The organism is Aquibium oceanicum, from assembly GCF_001889605.1.
GTDB classification, from domain to species: domain Bacteria; phylum Pseudomonadota; class Alphaproteobacteria; order Rhizobiales; family Rhizobiaceae; genus Aquibium; species Aquibium oceanicum.
This window is the reverse complement of record NZ_CP018171.1, coordinates 4,916,158-4,933,777: the sequence shown is the minus strand read 5'-3', so window position 1 is coordinate 4,933,777 and position 17,620 is coordinate 4,916,158. Positions and strand designations below refer to the sequence as shown.

Sequence of the window (17,620 nt, the reverse complement as noted above, 5' to 3'; positions counted from 1 at the left end):
AAGGAATAGCATCATGAACATCTCTTCCAACTTCCTCCTGCTCCACGTGAAGGAGGGCAGGCACGAACTCTTCGACCACTTCTCCCTCGGCGAAAACCCATTGCACTCCTGCTCGGAGGAACTTCGCGTACCGGTGGAGATCCGGGGCTATATCGATGGGGTCTGCGGCAATAATGACGGCATCAGCATCGAATACGGCGTGATCGTCACGAACGTAGAGACCGAACCTCCGCTTGAGGGAGAACCCTCTCTCAGCGGACCACACCCCATCAGGATCTCCGCAGAGTCCGCCATGCTAGACGTCAAGGAAGGCAGACACAAACTTCTCCGCCACTTCCGGCGCAACGGCCACCGCTCCCCCTCTTATGGAGAAGAGCGCCGCGTCCAGGTGGTGATACGCGGCTACATCGACTGCAACGCCGGCTACAATGACAACGTCAGCGCAGGCTACAGTGTCATCGTCACGGACCTGCAGGCCTCTGGCCCGGCTTCTTCTGGCCTCGTTGCTTGATAGCCGCTCGTCGATCCCGCTCCTAGCGGGCCGCAAACAGCCGCCGACCCTCTCCCGCAAGACATGAACTTGCCCGGCGCCGGCGGTCTCAATTGGCCGCCGGCACCAAGCTGCATTGCCCACTCACCGAAGGGATTTTTTCGATGGACCGCATCACCGAAACCACGATTGGCGCCGCCCGTGTCGGCATCTTGGGCGATCCACATCTAGGAAGGACTTTCATCCGCGGAGTTCCGCTCGACAAGCGATGTCTTCGTGAGGGGATGGTGTCGAGGGACTTCCGACAACGGCTCGAGAACTCGGGACGATACGACGTCCACATCTGTACCGGGGATCTCTTCGATCGCTGGGCCGTCCCCTACGTAGTCGTCTTCGAGGCGGCATGGGCCTACCTGGCCGCCGCCCGCTCCAATCCCGAGACCAGGTATTTTGTACTCGCGGGCAACCACGACATCTCGCGGGATCTGAAGAGGAAAGGTGCACTCGACCTGTTCGAACTGATCGTTTCGCGCTGTCAAAACGTGTTCGTCGTCCGGCACGGCCGTGGTGCACTCCTAGCCGAAATGGGTGGCGTAAAGGTCGGCTTCTTCCCCTTCCATCCAATCACACCGGCCGCAGAGCTGGTCACCGAAGAGATCGACGTGGCGTTCGGCCATTGGGATACGATCTGCGGCCACGACAACATGGTTCCGACTGAGCGGTTTGCGGAGGTTGGATGCCGTACCGTCTACACTGGACATGTCCACCTCCCCGACGAGTTCACCCGCGACGGTGTCAAGGTCGTCCAGGTCGGCTCAATGCAGCCCTACGCCCACGGCGAGGACACCGGCGAGATGTACGTCACGCTCCGGCCCGAGGAGCTGGAGGGCACGGATCTCCGCGACAAGTGCGTCCGCGTGCTCCTGAACCGCGGTGAGCCCTTCGACCAACAGGTGGACTGCCTCCAGCTCTCGTTCAAGCGCGTCGGGGACAATGAAGACGACGCGGTCGAGGAGGTCTCCATGGGCGAGTTCGACCTCATGGCACTGTTCTCCCAGGCGTTCGAGGAGGCCGGCGTCCCGCAGACCGTCCGAGAGAAACTGGTCGAGCGGTTCGAGGAGGCCAGGATCAAGGAATGAACAAGTTCGTCAAAGCGATGGACGAGTGGCTGACGACCCAGGGCCTCGACCAGGGTGAGATCAACATGATCTCGGAGCTGAAGAAGAGGGCGGGACAAGGCGAGGAGCCCCTGCGGGCTATCGCTCTCTTCTATCGGCAAGTCATGCCGGAGACCGTCATCAGCGCCGTCAACAAGGCGCGAGCACAAGGGAAATGCAAATGCTATCCAGATTGAAGTACGAAGTCACGTTTCCCTCGACAGGTCGCACCCTGTCGGGGGATTTTTCGTTCCAGAAGGGCTTTGGCGCCATCACCGGCCCGAATGAGGCCGGCAAGTCCGTCATCCTGGAGATGATCCGGTTCTCGCTCTTCGGCACCGCCGCCCTGCGCGGGCAGACGACCGACTACAAGAACATGAAGGTTGAGCTGGAGTTCGTCGTGCGCGGCGAGACCTACCGGACCAAGCGCACGATCTCGACCGCGAAGATCTTCCGCGGCGACACCGAGATCGCCAATGGCGTCAAGGGCACGAACGCGAAGGTCGTCGAGATCCTCGGCTTCGGCCTCCAGGTCTTCGACACGGCGTGCGTGGCGAACCAGGGCGACATCGAGAAGCTCGGCGCCATGAAGCCAACCGAGCGCAAGCAGATGGTGGACTCCGTCATCGGCCTGTCCGTGATTGATGACCTGGCGAAGTGGTGCGGCGAGGAGGCGCGCTCGATCTCCTCGGCGATCGACGGGATCGAGGAGACGCTCGTCAAGCCGGAGGAGCCTGCCAAGCCGGCCGGCTACCAGCCTTCTGCCGACATGGAACCGGAGCTCAGCCGCCTCCGCGGGCTCCGTGACGAGCTGAACCAGATCAAGGGCAGGATCTCGTCGCCGTTTCCCGCTGCGCCCACCAAGCCGGTCGAACCCACACAGGAACCGGCAGAGAAGCTCGAGGAGCTCGTTGAGGAGGCTCGGGCGTATGAGAGCGCCCAGAAGGAGCTCGCGCGCCTCCCTGGCCCCCCTCCGGTCGATCCTGACACGATCAGTGTGGACGACTGGGAGATCCGGGAGCGCCTCAAGCGAGATGTGCCGACCATGACGGCCGAGCAGATCGCCAAGGCCGACGCCGACATGGAGCTCCTGAAGCGGTTCGAGCGGTTCGACCATCTGGAGAAGCAGTGGAAGGACCTGACGGACGTCGGCACTCACACCTGTCCTGCCTGTGAGCACCAATGGCCTATCGAAGCCGGTCGGCTGGAGAAGGTCGAAGCCGAGATGCGGAAACTCGACTGCGAACTGCAGGACGAGGAGCGCCCCTCCAAGCCCGACATGGTGAACATCGACGTCGCCCGTCGCCAGCTGCAGGCGTTCGAAAAGGTCAGGGCCGAATGGGAACGTGTGAAGGACACGCCCAAGCCCGAGTACACCCGCCAGCAGCTGGCGCAGTTCAAGGTCGCCAAGGACGCCCAGGCCCGCCGTGCGGAGCTGGAAGCTATCAAGCCCAGCGTTGGAAGCAGCAAGGAGCTGAACCAGCTCTGGCGGGAGCGCCTGGCCTACGAGCAGGAGATGTCCTCCTACGAGAAGCGTCATGCCGAATGGATCGAGGCCAAGGCTCGTCGGGTCGAGGACGAGGAGCGTCACGCCTATCTGCTGAACGTGCCTGAGAACCTCGCCGAGCTCGAAGCAGCCTATCAAGCTGCCAAGATCTACGAGGACCGGCTCGACGCCTATGAAAGGGCGCTCGGGATCTACGAGACCAAGAAGGCTGAGGTCGACCGTCGCCGGGAGGAGGAGCAGGGATACCGAAAGGGCAAGGAAGCTCTCACCATCCTACGCAAGCTGGTGAAACAGCACCTCATCCCGTCGCTGAACAAGGTGGCGTCCCACTACATCACCAAGATGACCGGTGGACAACGCAACCTGATCGAGGTTGACGAGGAGTTCGATATCCAGGTTGACGGCCAGCCGATCAACACGCTGTCGGGCTCCGGCAAGGCCGTGGCGAACCTTTCGCTGCGTCTTGGACTGGGCCAGGTTCTGACCAACAATCAGTTCTCAGTCTTCCTCGGAGATGAGATCGACGCATCAATGGACGCCGATCGGGCGGATAATACTGCGAAGACCCTAGAGGGCTTGGCAGAACGTGTCTCGCAAATCCTCCTCGTCACCCACAAGTACCCTCAAGCCGACTACTACATCGAGCTTGAGAGAGTGAGCTCGATCTCAACTTATGCCGCTTTTTGAGGTGGCAGCCGTCAATGGAGCACCTCGCACTGCCGCTTTTCTACGCGAGGCAACAAGCCCCGAACATGCCAAACACGCAAAAGACATTCAAGCAAGCCGACCTTCAGCGTGCCATCCGAGCTGCCAGAGCTTGTGATCTTCCCATTATTCGGAGTGAAATCACGAACGATGGGCGGATCGTCCTCGTACACTTCGACACCACGGCACCTTCTGCGATCCCGGCAAATGACGATGCGCCAGCAAACGAATGGGACAAATACTTCAATGCCGCCGAGAAAGAATAAGCCAAAATACGTCAAGGGCCCGTACATCGACTCCCGCGGGGTGTTGCGTGCTCAGTTCCGTCGGCCTGGGTATCCAATGCATGGCGTGAACCTGCCCCTTCCAGTGTGGTCGGAGCAATTCATGGCAGTCTATACGAAGGCAATATCGGGCGAACGGCAGGTCGTCGAGATCGGCAAGAGCAGGACCATCCCTGGCAGTTTCTCCGATCTGATCGCGAAGTATTACCAGACACCGGAGTTCAACAATCTCGCGCCGATAACGCAGCGCACCTATCGGAATGACATCGAGCGTTTCCGAGCCCAGCACGGTGACAAGTCCGTCGCAGGGCTGACGACGGATCACGTTGAGAAACTGATCGCCGAGAGGGCAGATCGGCCTGCAGCAGCTAACCGATTGCGCAAGACACTCAAGATCCTGATGAGCTTCGCCGTAAAGAAGAGGTTCCGCGCTGATAATCCGACGGTTGGCGTAAAGAAGCTGCGAGACCGGTCCACAGGCTTCCGCACCTGGACCGAGGATGAGATCGCAATCTTCTACGCGAAGCATCCGAAGGGAACTCGGGCGCGGCTAGCGATGGATCTGTTGCTCCTTACCGCTCAAAGGCGTTCTGACATCATTCGGATGGGTTGGCAGCACGTACGCGGCGGGTACTTAACCATTCGGCAGTCCAAGACCGGAACCGAGGTCGCGATTCCTGTCATGGGTCGCTTCGCTGAGGTGCTCAGTGTACTCAAGCGCGAAAACCTGACGTTTCTGATGACGGCACAAGGGAAGCCCTTCACGGAGGCCGGCTTCACCAACTGGTTCCGCGACATGGTGAAGGAAGCCGGTTTGCCAACCGGCTTGTCACCTCATGGCCTTCGCAAAGCTGCCTGTGTTCGCCTTGCAGACGCAGGGCGGAGCGCGACCGACATCATGGCCATCAGCGGGCACAGAAACCTGGCCGAGGTTCAGACATATGTCGAAGCTGCGAACCGAAAGACGGCCGCTCGGTCCGCGATGGAATCGATCGCGCACCTGGTCCCGGAAGACGAAAAGGGAACAAAAACTGTCTAACAGCCGAAGACCGTTAGACAAAACCACTCATAAGCCGCTGAAATTGTTAACCCGAAACGGCCGAATGGTACGCCCAAGGGGAATCGAACCCCTGTTTGCGCCGTGAGAGGGCGTTAGCACGACTGGATGTGTGTCCGCCGTTGTTCGTCTAAGTTAATGAAAATAAAGGAAAAGAATATTTGACGTTCGCCATTGTTCGCCAGCGTCCGCCAGTGTATATTTGACGGATATTAGACGAGTTTGGAGTGACGGACATGGCGAAGACCCTCAAGGAAGCCGCGATCACAACCCCGAACGCCCGCGCCAAGCTGGCGCATGGAGCACATTGGAAATCGATCGACCCGGAAGTTCACCTTGGCTATCGCAAAGGCAAGCGGGGCGGCGTGTGGCTTGTCCGCTGGCGCGTCGGCATCGGCTATAAGCAATCGTCCATCGGCACGGCGGATGACGCGATCAAGACCGGGACGCTCGATTATCACGCGGCAGTCAAGCAAGCCCGCGCCACGGTCGAGACCGCACGGCAGGAAGCCATTGCAGCGGCAGCCGGTCCCGTGCTCACGGTTGCTCATGCGGTCGAAAGCTACATCGCGGCGCGCGACGCTCGGGACAGCAAGAGGGCAGGGCGGGAGAAGCGTTCGGACGGCGGAAGGCGGTTGAGCCGCTATGTGCTTGGCCAGCCGGCGCGGGGAAAGCAGGAAGAAATCGGGGCGGCTCCCTTGGCGGCGATCCCGCTTCATGCGCTTAAGGAAAGCGATCTGCTCACATGGCGCGCCGACTTGTCGGACGGTATGAAGGCATCCTCCCGGCAACGGCTGATAAACGACCTCAAGGCGGCGCTTAACAGCGCATACGCTGCGAACCGGGACCGTCTGGACCCGACATTCCCCGGCATCGTGAAGCATGGCTTGCGGGCGCTGGAAACCATGGACGATGAAGACCCGATCGCACGGGAAAACCAGATACTCCCCGATAGCGATATCGCGCGGCTTCTCCGCGCGGCAAGGGAAGTGGATCAGGAGCAGGACAGGGGCGGCGACCTGTTCCGCCTCGTGCTCGTGCTTGCGGCCACTGGCGCCCGCTTCTCGCAGGTTGCACGCCTTCGCGTCGGCGATTGCCAGATTGCCGCATCCCGGCTCCTGATCCCGGTTAGCCGGAAGGGCAGGGGCGGGAAGTCCGGTTCGATCACGGTTCCTGTGGGCCGTGACATCATGGACGCGCTTGTCCCTGTGGTGACGGGCCGCAAGCCGGACGAATTCCTTTTGGAGCGCTGGCGGTGGGAACAGCGCAAGGGCAGCATCGCTTGGTACAAGGGCTACCGTGGACCGTGGCAGTCGTCATCCGAAATCGGCCGTCCGTGGCAGGCGATCCGCGACGCGGCGGGTATGGCCGATGTCATTCCCTACGCCTTGCGTCATTCCAGCATCGTCAGGGGCATCAAGGCGAACCTGCCTATCCGGCTTGTCGCGGCGCTGCATGACACGTCAGTAAAGATGATCGAAGACCACTATTCCGCGCATGTCACGGACGGACTGGAGGACATGGCGCGGGCGGCAATCGTTCCCATGATGCCGACACAGGGCAACGTCATTACGTTGCGGGGTGCATATCATGCGGAATGATCTGCTAGCCGAACTGGTTCGAAAACTTGAGGCCGCGCAATCCCGCGAAAACGACGATACGGATGACGAAGAACGACGGCTAGTCCGGAAGAGCCTCGGAGCCGTGTACGAGTTTCTAGCGGACGCGGGCGTTGATCGGCGGCTACGCGCACCGCTGCACCATCTCTACAGTGCGTTGGAAGATGTCAGCGAAGGGCGAAACAATAGTCTGTTTACGCTGGCGAATGCCGAACGGCGTTCTACAAAAAAGGCCTTCTCGGCATCGCATGACACAATGGCAGCGGCGGCTATCACCATACTGTCAGAAGCTCCCGGCTGGACGCTGGATAAGTCGGCGACATATGTTTCGCGGGCGCTCGGGATGGATAAGAAAAGCCTCATTCACTATCGCGGTAACGTGAAGCGCAAGAAAGGCGAGCTTCGTGACGCCTATCATGAGTGGCTTCGTGATCGTAGCAGATATCCGGAACTGAGTGCGGAAGAACACGTCCGGGTAATGCTCGAAACGGCGCGAAGTTTATCGCTCAACAAAGCGTAATTGCCCTAGGCGAATTACGCGCTAGTGCCAGCAATCTTGGTCTCGTGAACAACGGCGAATTCGCCAACAGCCACGGGAACAAGATATGCACCAGCAAACGGACATCTCGGAAAAGTTCGGCCTTTCGATTGACGAGTGCGTGGCACGCGCTCCGGTGGGGCGGACAAAGATATATGAAGCCATTGGCGAAGGGCTGCTACCGGCGCGCAAGTGCGGACGGCGCACGCTGATCCTTGCCGACGACTTCAAAGCCTATCTGGCGTCCCTCCCGCTTGTGGAGGCTGCATGATGGACAACCCTTCCGACACTTTCGTTCCTGACCGCGAAATGATCGACGCGGTAGCGGAATGGAACGCCCGCCGTCCACAGGATCGGGTTCGCAGGGCACTAATCCCGACGCTTTGCGAGCGGTTCGGCATCACGAACAAGCAAGCAATTGAAGTCTTGCGGGCCGCTACGCTGCGGCGCAGGAGGGCCGCTTGATGAACGGTCCCCCGGAAAAGCGAAAACCGGCCGTTGTGGCGACGGCCGGCTCTCGAAAGATTGGAATGCGCGGCAGCAATCCCTTTCCAGACAATGCCGAAACTCTCACCGAAAGGCAAGCGGCGCGCGTTCGATCCCGCTTCGCGGTCTCTTGGCCGATGGCGCGGGCCGTTGCCGAACTCGCATACGGGAGGGCGATGGTATGATGCACTCTTCCGAATTCACCGGACTAAAGCAGGCGCAAATTGATTGGCTGCTAAAGTCGGGCGTCACAATCGAAGCGATGATCCGTCCGGAACCTATCCGGCTGGCGCACGGTCGCAAGGCGCACGATGGCATCTTCGAAGCTGACAGCGGAGGTTCACCCTGGCTGGCCTTCGATGAAGGCGACGATGTTGTCTTCTGGCAGCCTCGCACGGGCGATCTGGCGACCGACTGCAACCGCGCATTCGCGCTTGGACAGGACGTTATAGACAACCCGGCAACCTACTCGTTCGACTGCAACTTGAACGTCTTTGCCAATCCCCTCGATTGGCTACAGGCCAAGCGTGACGGCATAGTCATCCTCGATTGGTCGCGTGCATGGTCCCGGCTACAGGACTGCCCTCGCATCGCGATTGCCGATGAATTGCTGTTCCAGTTCCGCCGGCATTTCGAACCGCCCCACAAGCCGGAAATCTTCGTTCTGACTGGCAGGAAGGCGGTGGCCGCATGAACAGTTTTAGCGCTGTTCCGTTGGAAGATCACATGCGGAAAGAGGCCAGAAAGGCACCGCCGCTGCATATCCTGTCTTATGCCGAAATGGAGGCAATGCCGGAACCGGAATGGCTCGTGGAAGGGCTTATCCAGAAGCGCAGCACGGCATTGATGTTCGGCAAGTCAAACTCGTTCAAAAGCTTCCTTGCCATCGACATTGGCTGTTCCGTCTCGACAGGCCAACCATGGCACGGTGGCAGGACAGCACAGGGCAAGGTGCTGTTTGTCGCCACGGAAGGTTCCGTTGGTGTCGGACGCCTTCGCATCCCGACATGGTTTGACTATCATTCCATGTCGATTGAAGAGCGCGAAAACGTGCACCTGTTCCCGCGAGAAATCCGGCTGGACGTGGTGGACGACGTGTCAGCGCTGATTTCGTCCATGGCATCTATTGGCACGTTCGCCCTAGTCGTGGTGGATATCTTCGGCGGATCGATGGCGGGTTCCGAGATCGAGGACAAGACGGCGCGTGCATGGGTGCATGGTATCCAGCGCATTCTTCGCGAGACCGGCGCGGCTATCCTCACCGTCGCACATACCGGATGGCAGGACGATACCCGCGCCCGGATGCATACCCACTTCTGGGGCTCCTTTGATAGCCGTATGCGCGTGGAAGGGGACAAGGAAGCGCTAACGTCAACGCTGACAATCGAACGTCACAAGGACGCTGACAGCACAGGGCAATGGGGCTTTCGGATGACGACTACAGGCGGGAGCCTCGTTCCCGTCTTGGACGATGCCGTAAAGCCGTCCAAGACGTCAAAGCTAAGCGTGAAGCAAAGGACGGCGCTTGATGCTCTGGACGATGCACTCGTTTTCAAAGGCGTCACTAGACAGGGAACCGAATGGCCCCCGTGCAAGGTCGTGCTGGTCGAGCATTGGCGGTCCCGTTGCTACACTCACGGCATAGCAGACAAGGACACGCCAGAAGCGCGCAAGAAAGCATTCCAGCGGATCAGGAACGCTCTTCAGGACAAGGGGATAGTCCGTATCTACGATGAACACGTTTGGCGATGCTTCTGAGAGGGGACAGCAGACGGGACACGGGACACCCTTATAGGGGTGTGTCCCGGTATGTCCCGGCCCTTCTGCGGGACTTGTCCCGACTTGTCCCGATTTGTCCCGTTTGAGGGGCGAAGATTAATTCTCGGTCTAATGGGCCCTCTTTCCGTCTGTCGCACAGCCGATTTTTTGCGTCTTGCCCTGTCGCGCTGATCCTCGAGTCACTCCCGATCTGGCGTTTGCGCCCATTGAAGGCGGAAACATGAACGCTGGCGAACACTGGCGGCCATTGAAAAACAGTGACTTAGCGGGCTAACTCCGGTATATGTCGAATAACAGACGAATAAGGCTGCTTCGAAATGCCATCTGCAACCCCGGTGAAAGCCACCACAAAGGCGCAAGGCCGTAGCCGCATTACCAACGGTTCGCTCGGCGATATGGACGGGCGCAGCAAATGGGCGCGCCGGTTTCGTGACGTGATAGTCGCGCTTTCCGACGATCTAGGCGGCGTGGACGCGCTCACGGAAATGCAGCGCTCCCTAGTCCGCCGCGCCGCTACCATGCAGGTTGAACTTGAGCGCGCTGAGGAAGGCTTTGCGAAGGCCGGACTGGCGAACGCTGACGCCCTCAAGGACTATCAGACGACCGTGGGGCAGCTTCGCCGCGTGCTTGAGACCCTAGACCTAAAGGGTAAGGCTGCGGCTGTTCCGCCCATGCCTCCCGCGCCGGCTTGGACTGGCAAGCTCGTCACCCTTTCCCCTGCCGATGTAGCCACCACGGCCAACGGCGACGGCGAAAGCTACGCGCTCCCTCTCGACCGTGCGGGACGCTACGACCTGGCCCGCCGGGTAGCTCACGTCATCCGTGAAGCCATCGATGCAGGCCATCCCCTTCCCGAACCTCTCGCCAATCTAGCGCAAGAGATAGGCATCGCTCGCTTGCTGGAACTGGAGGCATCCGATGCAACAGCTTGAGACCACGGCCAGCGCCATGGATACCCTTGCCACTCGCAAGAGTGAGGCCGCGTCACGGCTCAAGGTGCTGAGGGACAAGGCGGGCACGGCGATCCTTGAGGGACGCAAGTTCGACCATAGCGCCATAGACGCCCTAGAGCACGAGATAGAGGCTCTTGAAGCGGCGGAAGGGGAAGTCACCCGGCGCGAACGTGAAGCCTCTGACAAGGCCATACAGGCGCGCAGGAAGGCCAAGCGGGAGGAACTTGCCAACCTGCATTCCGAACGTCTGGAAGCGCTAGAAACGGCTGACACGCTGGCACGCGAACTGGCGGGCGCGTTGAAGGACGTTCGCAACCTGACAACGTCGGTTCATGCCGGGGTGCGGGCGCTGGGCTATCCGGCTCCGCATACCATCACCGGACCGTATTTCGAACAGCGCCTTAGCTGGCTTCTGGCCGACGCGCTGTCCCCGGTTGGAATGGCAACGAACCGTTTCGGCCATATCGAATGGCCGATCCATCCGCCGTTCCATGCCGGCAACTGGCGGGAGGCGGAAGAGAAGATTTCCGCACATGAGATCGAACCGGCATTGAAAGGCGAATGAGATGGAGAAGAACGAGAAAGAGATGATCCTTGACGGTCGGGCAATGGTGCATCGCACCGGGCCGAACACCTATTGGCTCTGCCGTCCGGACGGGGAACAGCTTGAGCGTTTCCCGACGCGAGAACTGGCGGAAGATCGCGGCGGAAAGCTCGTTGATAAGGGGACACTCTGATGAAAGACGAAACGGTAGAACTCGCGCCACGCAAGCCGGCGGAGATCGATCCGCGCTTGGTCACACTGAATTCGAACGGGTTCGGCTGGCGGGAATACATGGTCCGTATGCCGAAAGAAATCGTGCTCGATGACCTGAAAGAGCCTGGCATCTGGCGGCGGGTCCAGTCGAGTGGGAACAGCCTTCGCAAGCATGACCGGGTGTACATGGTCGCGTTCGATGAAAGCTGGTCTGCTGAATCGATTGTCACCGATAGCGACATGAAGAAAGCCGTTCTGTCCAAGCCTCGCGTGACGACGTTCTCGGCGCGTTTTGATGGCCTGTTCGAAGACGAGAAGTATCGCGTCATGTGGACGGGCTCGGGCTTCGCGGTGGAGCGCAAGGCGGACGGCCATCGCATGACACAGCCGGTCGCGTCGGCGGCGGTGGCTGAGCGCGATCTTCGACAGCTTTATCCCGTGAAGGTGTGAACGTGTCGGGTTCCGAACTCACGAAACATGAATCTTCTGGCGCAATGGCCGGGTGGGCTGCGACGGAAGAACCTGCGGGTGGTGCCGGTGGGGGGATTGCCTCCCTCCCTGCCGGCATCGCTCGCAGGAAGGAAATCGAACGAATTCGGGACACGGATATTGATCGCTATTTCGAGGAAAAGCTGGATCGCGAGTTGGAAGGCTATATCCGCGACGATCTGGCAACGGCCAATCCGGACAGCGTCAACCCGGTGGACTTGCTGGATTGGCAGGACAGCCGAAATCAGCTTTTGGAAACCACGGAAGGCCGCGCGCTTGTGGACGAATGGCAGTCCATGGCCGGCTTCAAAACGCATCTGGAACGCGTCCAGACGCAAGCGCGAGGCATCGTCAATGCGGTCTCGGAAGATCGCCGCGCCATGCGCGTTTTCATGCAGCGTTTCGATGACAGCATGACGGAAGCGGCCCGGTATGCGGTCTATGCCGAGATTGCGGATGGTCCGCCCTCCTTCGTCAATCCGGTGGACGAAGACGGGCTGAAAAAGTTCGGTGCAAATCAGGTTGGACGGGAACTCATTGACGAGTGGGGGCCATGGGCGGCTGAAAAGGTGGCTGCGGCATGGTTCCGGGCGAACCGGCTTCTGGCACGGATGGACGATGCCGACGCGCTCGATTTCCTCGATTGGTTCGATGACCTGAAGCCGAACGAGGCCAAGACCATCATCAAGTCATTCGTGGGTGACTGAGATGATTTCCCTGCAATCCCTGTGCGGTGCAATCCGGAATTCCCTCGCAAAGCAGCATCGGGCGCGGCTGGCGGAAATGGACGAAGCGGAACGGCTTAGCTTGAGGAAGCGGGCGCGTGAGACCTCGTTAGAGGAACAGCGGCTGCAAGAGATCGCGCGGCAGATCATGCGGCAACAGGCAAGGCAGGTGCAGAGCAATGGCTAGACTCCCGGATCGCAACGCTCGATCGGCGCCGATATCGCATCGCAGCGGGCGAACGAGCGTAAAGATTGCAAAGCAGCAATCGCCTTCGTCGATGCGTGAACATCGACTTCGGTACGCATGACCGCGACCTAGATCAGGCGATAGGTGAAGGCATGGCCGCAGGAACGGTCAAAAGAGTAGATCAACCGTGTTCGGAGGGTCTGCCAGCGGCATCGGGCGCTGACGTCACGCGGGGCGGATGACGGCAGTCAGGCGTGGCGCATCGGCAGGAAACAAGGAACAGGTTGTAGCGGTTCCCCAAAAGCAATCTTACCTTGCCAAAATATGGGCAAACACTCAGTATGCTCCGGGCGAGAGAGGTAACATCAGATGTGGAACGCAATCGCCGTATGGGCTGTAAAAACTGTCGCGGCGATGATCGTTTCCGCCCCGGCAATATGGTTCGGTTCGTACTGGATCGCGGACTATATCTCTGACAAGCATGTGAAGGGATTGGCCGTCGCCGTAAGCGGGCTACAGACGAGCGTCTCCGATCTGAATTCCACCGTCACCGCGATCAATACCAATCTTTCTCAGCAGCTCATGGACCTCGAACGCCAGAGGGCTTCCTTGGCTATTGAGATCGCCAAAGAGGTTGGCCGCATAGATGGGCGTCAAGGACTCCAAGAGAGGGACATAAACTATCTTCGCGAAAGCCTGTCTCGCATCGAAAAGACGATTACCGAAATCAATACAAATACCAAGGTGCGTTTCACGGCGGACGGGGGAAAGACGTTCGAGGACATCACCCCCGAGGATGCCCTTATGTAGTTCGGATTGCCGCAGGATGGCGACAGTTACGTTATCGCCCCTTGGTCCTACAATAAATTCGATCCACTTACCGGTAGGATTGAACTGCCCAAGGAATGAGTTCCGCCACATTGCCGGTGAGAGCGTCGCCATTGGCGAAAATGACGAGCCGGACCGAAGTACGTCGCCGATCTGACACCACGCGTAGGGGAGGCCCTGCGGGCAATACGGGAGGCGGGGGAAGTTCGGGGCGCGGCGGGTTAGATGGGGAACGTATTGTGGCAGCGGCGGGCTAGCTAACCGACCGCTGCCATAGGGGTGTGAAGTTTAACGCGACCCTGCTTTTCCATCGTGCGTTCCAGATGGATATCGATGTTGTATCCAAGCGCCGTGAGGAAATTGACGAGGCGATCGACACTAAAATCTGTCAGTCGTCCGCGAGTGATCTTCGATACCTTGGCTTGATCTGTACCAAGGATGTCTGCGACCTGCTTTTGAGTGAGCCGCTTGTCTTCAATGAGGCTGCAAATCTCGCGTGCGATCGCGTTTTTCAACCCATCTTTGACGTCATGAGGCACATTTAGGTCATTGTAGATGTCGCCAGAACTTCTGACGACCTGAACGTCATCGATTTGTTCCGACATTCTTTTTCTCCGCGGCTTCTCGTTTCTTTTCATTTTCATAATGGCGCTCCGCCGCTTTCAGGCGCGAGCGAATCATTTCCATCTCCTGACGGGGAGTCGAAATCCCCCGCTTTGATTTCTTCATAAACGCATGCAGTACATAAATCGTTTCCGGGAACCGCACGGTGTAAACCGCTCTAAAAGTGTTCCCATCGAAATCTGAGAAAATCTCAAGAATTCCGGCCCCTTTGAATCCGACGAGCGGCACGACGTTGATCGCCTTACCGCCAAGCTGTGCCGTCTCAATTGCGAAGCCTACTTCTTGCCGTACCTCCTTTGGAAAACTGCGAATCTGGTCAAGGCTCGATCCAAGAAAGAATGTTGTCTTCACGGGTCCACCGCTCCTGTTTGACGTATGCTTTTCCGCTGAGCATCACTAACCTCCTGTGAGCGCGCCCTTATTGGCGCGTGCTGCATATATGCCAGTTCTGGCATAGTTCGTCAAGCCGCCCGCTGTCGCTACCCCGCCCACGCCCGTGACACCGGATAATTGAGCGCGCCGCCGAGCAGTGCCGACACGTACTTGCCATTCGCGCGGCGTTGAGCCATCGCCAAGCCGGTGAGAACTGTCTCAGCGCCGACGCTTCGCCTTGAACAACCCGATCACAGCCTCCGCAGCACCAACGTAGTTCGCCCACATGGCGTCCGTGCCGTGCTTGGCCTTGGCGATCGTCCGAGCGATTTCCTCAATGTTTGGCATCACCCCATCACCATCCACGCGACGAAGATCACCGCGAGCGCGAACCATGTCCCCGCGAAGAATGCGCGGCGGCTGGCGCGCGAGAAGAAGCCGGGCGGGTCAGTCCGCATTTCCACCTCTATCCGAAGAAGTACGCGTCGATCGGCCCGGGCGGCGAGCCTAGCAGCAAAATTGCTACCCCGCAGCCGATGAGTAGGCACGCGAGAAGCGTCCACCAAATTCGCAACAGCCCACCCCTGGGATTCGCGTTGTCAGCCAAGCGTTGGGAGGGGTTCAGCCGTTTCCTCGCAGACGGGCGCATCTGCCTGACCAACAATGCGGCCGAACGAGCGCTGCGCGGCCTGGCTCTCGGTGGAAAATCCTGGCTCTTCGCCGGCTCCGAGCGCGGCGCCGAGCGCGCGGCCGTCATGTACACGCTGATCGGCACCGCAAAGCTCAACGACGTCGATCCACAAGCCTGGCTCGCCGACGTGCTCTCCCGCATCGCCGACGCGCCGCAGAGCAGGCTGGCTGAACTCCTGCCGTGGAATTGGCGCCGATCCACCGCCACCGCAAAAGCAGCCTGACCGCGGCCCTTCCCGGACGCATACGGCGCAAGCGAGGTCGCCGTTCTTGTGATGAGGCTGTGGACGAGGCTGGCATCCCGCTACTGGAACCGCCGAAGTCTCAGTCGCAGGAGGGCTTCAAAACGCCTGACTGGAACCGGCCCGAAAGGTAAGCTGAAACGCGATCGATAGCGCTCGTCACGGCGCCGCGAGGACGCTATCTCAGCCGCTATGGGTTGGACCGTGCAAAAAATGATCGATGAGGGTTACAGCCTGGGCGCGGGCTGCAACAAGCCGCAATGCTTCCACTTCGGCAGGATCGACCTCGGAGTTTTGAAGGCGAAGCTCGGGCCGGAGCACTCAACCATGGCGCCCGACCTCGTTCCGAAACTCCGGTGCAGGAAGTGCGGCGGCAAAGACGTCGGGCTGATCCTGCATCCGCCGGCGCATCGGGATTTCCCTTCGCCCGGTCGACCGAACGCGAACGGGTAATACATGACTGGGCACCTCCGGAAACCTCCTTCGCCCAAATCGCGGGGGAGCACACCTGAGGGCTTGATTCTGGTCCGTTTCTGTTTCGATTCCTCAATGTTCCTGTGCATCGAGGCCGATTTGGATAACGGCGGAGGTTTCCGGAAGTGTCCGACTTGATACCTCTACGCTCAAAGGCCCCGGACACAGCAAATTCGAGTCGGGTGCGCCAACTCGGCCGTCAATTCCATAATTGTAAGAATTCAATGAGTCAGAGAGTAACTGTATCATAAAAATTCGCGTCAAATTTTACGAAATTTCTATATTTAACCATATCTGTTCATATGTATTGATGGCTAACAGTTTGTTTATATATTGGCGCAATCCGTAGGGAGGTAGCGTCATGGAAGTGCATGATCGCGGAATTGGTGCGCTTCGGTCTAACGTTCCTTTTTCCAGGGTGTTGTTTCTTGTTGCCGCCATATGGGTTATCGGCGCCACCTTCCATTTTGGAAGCACTCAATACGGGTTCGCATTCCTAGAAAAATATGCACCGGATTGGTCGCTCTTCGGTTGGGCGCGGATTACGGCTTCGGCAGTCGCCGCTGGATGCTTGTTCCTTGCGTTTCGCGGGCCCAGACTTGTTTCACCCGCAATGCATGTGGGTAACAGGAAAGAGGCAGTTCTCCTCGCATTCGCATCGAACTTCTCGGGTGCAGTTCTCCTTCTAGCTGCCGCCACCGTCGTTCTTGCGCCTCAGATTCTCAACGAACTCGTTCGCGAAGGGCAATTGCTCAGCATCGCCACCGAGCTTGTCTTGTTGATTGCGCTTGCGGGATTTGCTCGCTGTGTCTGGATCAGCCGTGAGGTCCGGGACTTCCGACCGTTGGGACTCCCTCCGTCAGTTGCTTTCTCTGCGATGCTCGCGTGCACTTTCCTCATCCTGATGGAAGAGATGTCTTGGGGACAGCATTGGCTCGGATGGGAAGCAGGAGAACTATTTGCGGGGAATGCACAGAACGAAACGAACTTCCACAATTTTGCAACATACATGTTCGAAGCCGCTTACTATTCCGCAGCGTTTATGGCGTTCATTGCCCTGCCGGCGTTCTGGCAATCATCTGGCAACCAAATACTGCGTACTCTGGCTCCCTTCGTACCGCCACCGGCCTTTGCGGTCGCTTCCCTTCCAGTAGCAGGGCTCCTTTTCGAGGAGTGGAACATCCTCCTCTACCAACTGTGGTTCTTCCTTGCGATCCTCATCGCTGTACGCTGGGTCTTAGAAACGGTCGACAAGGGGGGGCCAATTTACAGGCGGTCGGTAGGGATGGTGTCACTGCTCATGGGATCTCAGATCATTTTCTTGATACTCGGCGACGGTATGGTGGATGGATACGAGCTCTCCGAAATCCGCGAGTTTCTGATCGCAAGTTTGATAGCCTGCTATGCGTCCCTGATCTACTTGCGGCTACGCTACGCTCTTGCTGCGCATTCTACCTCGCATTCATCCGTTTAGCGGCTTCAAAGCCTGATGCGGATGATCCAGAGGACGGGGCTTCCCACAGGGACACACGTTAGGCGATCGAAGCCGAGTGAGATAGCCAAGGCGTAGGAGCGATGATGTGGGATGATGGGAACCGCTATGAGGCTGCTCCTGTCCATCGTCCGCCTGTGGTGCGCCTTGTGGCGGCTCAGGCTG

At 59.1% G+C, this 17,620-nt stretch carries 22 protein-coding genes and 1 pseudogene; 20 read left to right on the top strand and 3 right to left on the bottom strand.

The genetic code is table 11. The annotated features are described in order from the left end of the window. Positions 1–13 precede the first annotated feature (13 nt). The 18 genes from BSQ44_RS24100 (at position 14) to BSQ44_RS24020 (ending at position 13,543) form a co-directional block, all read left to right on the top strand. On the top strand, positions 14–511 hold the full coding sequence (locus BSQ44_RS24100) for a hypothetical protein (protein ID WP_072607567.1): 498 nt from the start codon (positions 14–16) through the stop codon (positions 509–511). 143 nt (positions 512–654) lie between these two features. Next, positions 655–1,629: a metallophosphoesterase gene (locus BSQ44_RS24095; RefSeq protein ID WP_157894678.1), complete on the top strand. Its 975-nt coding sequence runs from the start codon at positions 655–657 to the stop codon at positions 1,627–1,629. Further along, entirely contained in the window at positions 1,626–1,844 is a 219-nt protein-coding gene (locus BSQ44_RS24090) for a hypothetical protein (RefSeq protein WP_072607565.1), read from the top strand. Before BSQ44_RS24095 ends, BSQ44_RS24090 begins: the two co-directional genes overlap by 4 nt. Next, complete coding sequence (locus tag BSQ44_RS24085; RefSeq protein ID WP_157894677.1) at positions 1,829–3,841, top strand: AAA family ATPase; 2,013 nt, start codon at positions 1,829–1,831, stop codon at positions 3,839–3,841. The genes BSQ44_RS24090 and BSQ44_RS24085 overlap by 16 nt, the downstream gene beginning before the upstream one ends. Before the next feature lie 14 nt (positions 3,842–3,855). Then, complete coding sequence (locus tag BSQ44_RS27175) at positions 3,856–4,125, top strand: hypothetical protein (protein WP_162276750.1); 270 nt, start codon at positions 3,856–3,858, stop codon at positions 4,123–4,125. Between the two features lie 121 nt (positions 4,126–4,246). Continuing rightward, on the top strand, positions 4,247–5,182 hold the full coding sequence (locus tag BSQ44_RS24080) for a tyrosine-type recombinase/integrase (RefSeq protein ID WP_162276749.1): 936 nt from the start codon (positions 4,247–4,249) through the stop codon (positions 5,180–5,182). 254 nt (positions 5,183–5,436) lie between these two features. After that, complete coding sequence (locus BSQ44_RS24075; RefSeq protein WP_072607562.1) at positions 5,437–6,801, top strand: tyrosine-type recombinase/integrase; 1,365 nt, start codon at positions 5,437–5,439, stop codon at positions 6,799–6,801. Then, on the top strand, positions 6,791–7,339 hold the full coding sequence (locus BSQ44_RS24070; RefSeq protein WP_072607561.1) for a hypothetical protein: 549 nt from the start codon (positions 6,791–6,793) through the stop codon (positions 7,337–7,339). The genes BSQ44_RS24075 and BSQ44_RS24070 overlap by 11 nt, the downstream gene beginning before the upstream one ends. Before the next feature lie 85 nt (positions 7,340–7,424). Then, entirely contained in the window at positions 7,425–7,628 is a 204-nt protein-coding gene (locus tag BSQ44_RS24065) for a helix-turn-helix domain-containing protein (RefSeq protein WP_083534898.1), read from the top strand. 396 nt (positions 7,629–8,024) lie between these two features. Next, positions 8,025–8,537: a hypothetical protein gene (locus BSQ44_RS24055; RefSeq protein ID WP_072607559.1), complete on the top strand. Its 513-nt coding sequence runs from the start codon at positions 8,025–8,027 to the stop codon at positions 8,535–8,537. Continuing rightward, positions 8,534–9,601 carry an AAA family ATPase gene (locus BSQ44_RS24050; RefSeq protein ID WP_083534897.1) on the top strand — a complete coding sequence of 356 codons (1,068 nt, stop codon included), beginning with the start codon at positions 8,534–8,536 and terminating at the stop codon, positions 9,599–9,601. The genes BSQ44_RS24055 and BSQ44_RS24050 overlap by 4 nt, the downstream gene beginning before the upstream one ends. 356 nt (positions 9,602–9,957) lie before the next feature. Beyond that, positions 9,958–10,554, top strand: coding sequence for a hypothetical protein (locus BSQ44_RS27300; protein ID WP_072607557.1), 597 nt, complete (start codon positions 9,958–9,960; stop codon positions 10,552–10,554). Further along, positions 10,541–11,140 carry a hypothetical protein gene (locus BSQ44_RS24040; RefSeq protein ID WP_072607556.1) on the top strand — a complete coding sequence of 200 codons (600 nt, stop codon included), beginning with the start codon at positions 10,541–10,543 and terminating at the stop codon, positions 11,138–11,140. Before BSQ44_RS27300 ends, BSQ44_RS24040 begins: the two co-directional genes overlap by 14 nt. Before the next feature lies 1 nt (position 11,141). Next, positions 11,142–11,312, top strand: coding sequence for a hypothetical protein (locus BSQ44_RS27060; RefSeq protein ID WP_157894676.1), 171 nt, complete (start codon positions 11,142–11,144; stop codon positions 11,310–11,312). Further along, the gene (locus BSQ44_RS24035) at positions 11,312–11,782 is read left to right on the top strand and encodes a hypothetical protein (RefSeq protein ID WP_072607555.1); all 471 of its coding nucleotides are present in this window, start codon (positions 11,312–11,314) and stop codon (positions 11,780–11,782) included. The genes BSQ44_RS27060 and BSQ44_RS24035 overlap by 1 nt, the downstream gene beginning before the upstream one ends. A 2-nt stretch (positions 11,783–11,784) precedes the next feature. Continuing rightward, entirely contained in the window at positions 11,785–12,528 is a 744-nt protein-coding gene (locus BSQ44_RS24030; protein WP_157894675.1) for a hypothetical protein, read from the top strand. Position 12,529: 1 nt separating this feature from the next. After that, a complete protein-coding gene (locus BSQ44_RS24025; RefSeq protein WP_072607553.1) occupies positions 12,530–12,733 on the top strand; it encodes a hypothetical protein in 204 nt (67 codons plus the stop codon). A gap of 369 nt (positions 12,734–13,102) precedes the next feature. After that, on the top strand, positions 13,103–13,543 hold the full coding sequence (locus BSQ44_RS24020; RefSeq protein ID WP_072607552.1) for a TMEM165/GDT1 family protein: 441 nt from the start codon (positions 13,103–13,105) through the stop codon (positions 13,541–13,543). Positions 13,544–13,818: 275 nt separating this feature from the next. Here BSQ44_RS24020 and BSQ44_RS24015 read toward each other — a convergent pair whose 3' ends face one another. The 3 genes from BSQ44_RS24015 to BSQ44_RS27775 form a co-directional block, all read right to left on the bottom strand. Then, entirely contained in the window at positions 13,819–14,166 is a 348-nt protein-coding gene (locus tag BSQ44_RS24015; protein WP_072607551.1) for a helix-turn-helix domain-containing protein, read from the bottom strand. Further along, entirely contained in the window at positions 14,147–14,536 is a 390-nt protein-coding gene (locus BSQ44_RS24010) for a type II toxin-antitoxin system RelE/ParE family toxin (protein WP_072607550.1), read from the bottom strand. Before BSQ44_RS24010 ends, BSQ44_RS24015 begins: the two co-directional genes overlap by 20 nt. A 240-nt stretch (positions 14,537–14,776) precedes the next feature. Continuing rightward, on the bottom strand, positions 14,777–14,905 hold the full coding sequence (locus BSQ44_RS27775) for a hypothetical protein (RefSeq protein WP_256381704.1): 129 nt from the start codon (positions 14,903–14,905) through the stop codon (positions 14,777–14,779). 260 nt (positions 14,906–15,165) lie between these two features. Between BSQ44_RS27775 and BSQ44_RS24005 the strand changes: the two are divergent. Further along, positions 15,166–15,471, top strand: a pseudogene (locus BSQ44_RS24005) (transposase domain-containing protein); the annotation flags it as partial. 853 nt (positions 15,472–16,324) lie between these two features. Next, positions 16,325–17,437 (top strand): hypothetical protein, encoded by a 1,113-nt coding sequence (locus BSQ44_RS23995; protein ID WP_072607548.1) that lies wholly within the window; start codon positions 16,325–16,327, stop codon positions 17,435–17,437. The last annotated feature ends 183 nt before the right edge of the window (positions 17,438–17,620 follow it).